The following is a 269-nucleotide window of genomic DNA, read 5'->3' as shown; positions in this document are numbered from 1 at the left end:
CTTTTCTGTAGAGATTTCTTCCGTGTGAATAATACCTTTACCTGCACTCATTATTTCAAGACTTCCGGTTAACAGATCTCTTTCGTCACCGTTTAAAACGAGAGTTAATGTTTCAATTCCTGCATGGGGATGAGGTCCGCCTACCGGAGGTCCACCGGGAAGATTCATATCATCATCCATAAATACAATAAATGGATCAGATTCCTGATAAGAAATATTTTCCAATACATTTAATGCTTTATGTCCTTTTCCTAAAAAACCTTGTCGCC

Annotated in this window: 1 protein-coding gene; it reads right to left on the bottom strand. The window is 38.3% G+C overall.

The features are described 5' to 3' along the window. The coding region (locus SB724_RS20325; protein ID WP_410572680.1) for a pirin family protein at window positions 1–269 on the bottom strand (269 nt) is incomplete at both ends.

Source organism: Bacillus sp. SIMBA_031 (genome assembly GCF_046535225.1).
In the GTDB taxonomy this organism is placed as follows: Bacteria; Bacillota; Bacilli; order Bacillales; family Bacillaceae; genus Bacillus; species Bacillus velezensis.
Note: the sequence above shows the minus strand (reverse complement) of the source record. Positions and strands in the feature narration are given on the sequence as shown.